Source organism: Paenibacillus hunanensis (genome assembly GCF_014645615.1).
Lineage (GTDB): Bacteria > Bacillota > Bacilli > Paenibacillales > Paenibacillaceae > Saccharibacillus > Saccharibacillus hunanensis.
This window is the reverse complement of sequence record NZ_BMMB01000029.1, coordinates 1-4512: the sequence shown is the minus strand read 5'-3', so window position 1 is coordinate 4512 and position 4512 is coordinate 1. Positions and strand designations below refer to the sequence as shown.

Sequence of the window (4512 nt, the reverse complement as noted above, 5' to 3'; positions counted from 1 at the left end):
AAGTCATTACCTGATTGCTACCGAATTAGCCAAGGCAAAATTTACAGCCGTAACTGTAAATTAAACTAGATACATTGTAATGAAGACCATCTAATATAATAGATGGATAAATACCTAAGAATACTACTAATACTCCTAAAAAAATTAGTGCATAGAATTCTCTTTTAGTTAAATCGATAATACTATTTTCGAAGAATTTCGAAAAGCTTCCTCCAAAAGCTACCCTGTTAAATAAGAAAATACTATACGCAGCGGAAAATACAATTGAAGAACTAGCCAGCAGACCTAATAGGGGTAATCTTTCAAATACTCCATATAATGACATAAATTCACCTACAAAATTTAATGTAAGGGGTACTCCACAATTAGCCAAGGAGAAGATAAAGAAAAGCAGAGAAAGTAAAGGTGCCATTTGAGCAATTCCTTTGTAATAATGAATTAAGCGAGTTCCGGAACGATCATATAACACACCTCCTACAATAAAGAATAAAGCGGGGCTTGTAAAGCCATGTGCTAAACCTAAGAGTATACCACCTTCAATTCCTTGGATTGTATTACTAAATACTCCTATTAGATATACTGCAGCATGAGACACTGAACTGTATGCAATCAATTCTTTTATATCTGTAGTTCTTAATGTACTAAAACTAGCATATATTATAGTAATTACACCTATGACAAATATTATATAAGTATAATTTAAGGAAGCTTTAGGCAATAAAGGTAAAATTAATCTAAATATTCCATATAAACTTAATTTTAAAACGATACCTGCTAGTACTATACTACCACCTAAAGGTGATTCTACGTGAGCTTTCAATAACCAATTATTTAAAAAAATAGTTGGAGTTTTAACAGCAAAAGCTATAAATATACCACAGAATAAAAATATTTGAATAGTATAATCAAAGTTACTTTTTAATAATGCGTCAAAATAAGTTGTTCCCATTATTGAAGACATAGTTAAAATAGACAGTAATAAAAATAAGGATCCCAATACGTTCACATAATAAATGTGTTATCTTTAATTTAGGGGTTACTTTAATTCATACCGGCTAACCGGCAGCCTATTATATTATATAATTACTAGCTATCATTAGCTAATTTGCACGGTTTCGATTCATATTTGATTTGATAGATTGGATTTCAATTAGACCTTCTTCAGTTAAATGAGATTTATTCTTCATTAAAAGAACTACTTTTTTAAAATCTGAATAATCTAAAGCTCTTACACCTTTAATAGGATGATTGTCAAAAAGTGGGATGAATTTTTTCAGAATATCTTCGTATTTAGTTACAACATAATATGCAGCAGATTGCTTTAAACATAACTCTACTCTACCGCATCCAAGAGTAGATACTAACGTTTGGATTAATTCGACATCTCTACTATTTTGAACAATTTGAAATTTTAATACCACAGATTTTCCTGATTTAGTATAAGAAGAATTACGGATAGAGATAAAAAAACACCCATCACCACTAGTTAAACCTGCTATATAATTAAAGTTTTTAATCTTTTTTTTCTCGCTGAGCACAGGTAAAGGTCTAGCTACTGGTGTAATATTAGGAAAAACTAATTGCAATTCATCTGATAAACCTAAATTAATAGAAGCTTTTAAAGAAAGAATCTTTTTAAATCCTTCTTTAGTTATATGTTCTTTATTTTTAATTAATGCAACTGCTTCTTTAAAAAGTTTATAATCAGATCATTTTTGACTAATCAATGGATATGCATCAAAATGAGATATAATGACATCTAAATCTTTTATTGACCTAACCAGATATTGTAATGTAGTTTCCCCATGTTTAATAATTATACCTACACCAAAATAATTTCTAATTTGACATAGTAAATCATAATCTTTGCTATGTAAACTAATTTTAAATATCGCTGTTACTTGATAACCCATTCTATATTTTTCACTTTTTGTTAACCCTATCATAAAACACCCCTCAGCATCTATAAATCCTGTTACAAATCAAGGATCCACTCTTTGAGTGGACTTCTGGGAGTGTATGAATCTATTATGCGTAATTATAATATAATCTCCTGGCACCTTCACTCGATTTGAAGGTGCCGGACCCCTAGGACAATAATGAATTTTTCTCCCTAAAACTGGTTTCCCAGCGACTAGAGTACACCTTATGAGCTCCATTCTTCGCAAACCCCCTACTTGTAGGGGGGGAGTGGAACTCAAAGAACCGTCTACTCGTTGCTCTTTTACACCCTTAGCAGCTGCTTTTTTACATTGAGCTTTAAAAGGATGATTTAGATCCGCGATCACCCATATATCTACTACTAAAAGTAGCTTTTCATGTATGAAAACTAGTGATTTTACCATACCCTGAGGCATTAATCAGGCCAGTTGTAAAGTTTCCTTAACAACCTTGGTTACTAGAGCTTTAGGGCTTACCCGGTGTTTGGCTCTTTTACACTTAAGGATAAATGTATATAAAAAAATATAAAAACTAGCTCTTACTTTATTACTTGATCCAAATAAACCGATTAATATAAATAATGGAGGCAATATACTTTCAAAAAATATATAAAATAATAGTATATCTAAGACTAAAAAGACTGCTAATAACAAAGTTTCCAATAATAACATTATGATTAAGTATGATTTTACATTGTTTGTTATCGAATTTCAATTCGACATTAAAGCTATAGGTATTATTATTGTAGTTAATAAAACAAAATATATTGAAATACCATCCACACCTAAATATATATCATAAAAACTCAAATCATAGTGTTCTTGTATAAATTGAAATTGGTTATTACTAAAATCAAATAGTATATATACTAATAATGATACCATTAAATTCAATATAGAAATTATAAATGCAACTACTTTAGGGGCAGTTTCGTTTTGTATGAACATATCATCACTATCTGTCAATACAACTTGTGATCAAGATCCATCTTTCAACATACAAGAATTTGCTCCTTCTGTTATAACCACTTTTTTAAAAGGATAAGGCATATAATAAAAAGGATATTGATACATTTTAGAATAAAACTGTGTAGATCATATAATAAATATTCCTATAATAGGAATTATTAATAAAGCAAATAAAAACATTAAGAATTCTTTCTTCATTATTTACTAATAGCACACGAAAAGACTACACCATTAACTATGAATTAACCGGTGGAACTAATATTTTTTCAATAATATCTATGCTGGCAGGTATTATTATTATTTTTTATTAAGAACGCCATTACCCTTCATGATTAAAAAAGGTTTAAATTTCATGGCAAAATGTAAAAACTTTCTAAAATACAAGGCACTAAGATTATTAACGCAAAGATTATAGGTAATAAAACTGTTCAACAAAAACCCATTAATTGATCATAACGTATTCTAGGGAAAGATGCTCTCCCTAATATAAAAATAAATATCATTATAGAGCTTTTTAATCCTATAATTCATCCATATAGCCATCCTTCTAATATGGATTTATAATTGTTAAAGAAATCTTCTGTATAAGATCTTTCAGAAACCATTCAATTAATTTCAAATATAAATAAATTGGAATATACAAAATCAAGAATATTAAAGACATCTTTAAGATTTATAAATAAATAACCTCCTAGAAACAAAATACTTGTAAGTATACACATTAAAACTATACTACCATACTCGGCTAAGAAAAAGAATACAAAGACTACTGCTGCATGTTCTGTCATAAAACCACTAACTAATTCTGATTCCAAAAAATAAAACAACCATATCTAATCTTGTATAGGTTTAAACCGATAAGTTTTATTATATACAAGACCCGAATTTAAATACTTACCTACTGTAACCTTAGAAATACCTAAATATTTAGCTAGCTCTACATTATTACTAAACTTTAAAATTAAATTGTCCTCTAAATCATAAATACCTACACCTAAAGGATATTTATTCTTTTTTTCACTCATAGACGCCTTAGTAGCTTCACTATGTTTTTTACCAAACATAGGATTTAATTCACCTGGTTTACTAATTAAACCTAGTGCTTCTTCAGTATGAGTTTTACCAAACATAGGATGATTATTTTTATCCTTATAATAATCAACCATCTTTAATCTTGCTTCTTCTGTATGTTTATAACCTAAAGAGCTTGTAGCTATAGCTTTAAAATTGTAAAGATTATCAAAATTAAATCTGTTAATATAACTAGTCTCTAGATCAGTTAAAGCTTTATGACTTATAATTTTGCTTTCGTATGTGAAATATTCATATATACAAAATATAAATTTATCTAAGCCATACTTAGTAAATGCTTTTTGTAAAGCAATATTAGACTTCTTATTTTCCAAATGTTCATTAAGTCTTAAATAAAAATCCTTGGCACTTCCGATATATTGATTATTATTGACTGTATTAATAAAAGAATAAATACCTCCTTTGTCTTTTAATAATATTCTAGAAGATTTAATAGAGTCTTTATTATTTAGATTATTAATAGTAAAAATAGGAACAGGAGGTAAATCAGATGATTGTGAATCTGATTTTG

The 4512-nt window shown here is 28.4% G+C and carries 5 protein-coding genes and 1 pseudogene; all 6 read right to left on the bottom strand.

What is annotated here, in order from left to right; genetic code table 11:
- Positions 1 to 25: 25 nt before the first annotated feature.
- Positions 26 to 1006: an NADH-quinone oxidoreductase subunit M gene (locus IEX62_RS24205; protein WP_188741359.1), complete on the bottom strand. Its 981-nt coding sequence runs from the start codon at positions 1004 to 1006 to the stop codon at positions 26 to 28.
- A gap of 94 nt (positions 1007 to 1100) precedes the next feature.
- Positions 1101 to 1586 carry an LAGLIDADG family homing endonuclease gene (locus IEX62_RS24200; protein WP_188778808.1) on the bottom strand — a complete coding sequence of 162 codons (486 nt, stop codon included), beginning with the start codon at positions 1584 to 1586 and terminating at the stop codon, positions 1101 to 1103.
- Positions 1587 to 1709: 123 nt separating this feature from the next.
- On the bottom strand, positions 1710 to 1967 hold the full coding sequence (locus IEX62_RS24195) for an LAGLIDADG family homing endonuclease (protein WP_268237201.1): 258 nt from the start codon (positions 1965 to 1967) through the stop codon (positions 1710 to 1712).
- A 393-nt stretch (positions 1968 to 2360) separates the two neighbouring features.
- A complete protein-coding gene (locus tag IEX62_RS24190) occupies positions 2361 to 2612 on the bottom strand; it encodes a proton-conducting transporter transmembrane domain-containing protein (protein ID WP_188846662.1) in 252 nt (83 codons plus the stop codon).
- A 725-nt stretch (positions 2613 to 3337) separates the two neighbouring features.
- Positions 3338 to 3724, bottom strand: a pseudogene (locus IEX62_RS24185) (NADH-quinone oxidoreductase subunit H).
- A gap of 18 nt (positions 3725 to 3742) precedes the next feature.
- The coding region (locus IEX62_RS24180) for an NUMOD3 domain-containing DNA-binding protein (RefSeq protein WP_188778806.1) at positions 3743 to 4512 on the bottom strand (770 nt) is incomplete at its 5' end.

Excerpts from the sequence above, each read along its gene's own strand:
- IEX62_RS24190 (WP_188846662.1), bottom strand. The coding sequence starts at position 2,612 with ATGTTATTATTGGAAACTTTGTTATTAGCAGTCTTTTTAGTCTTAGAT.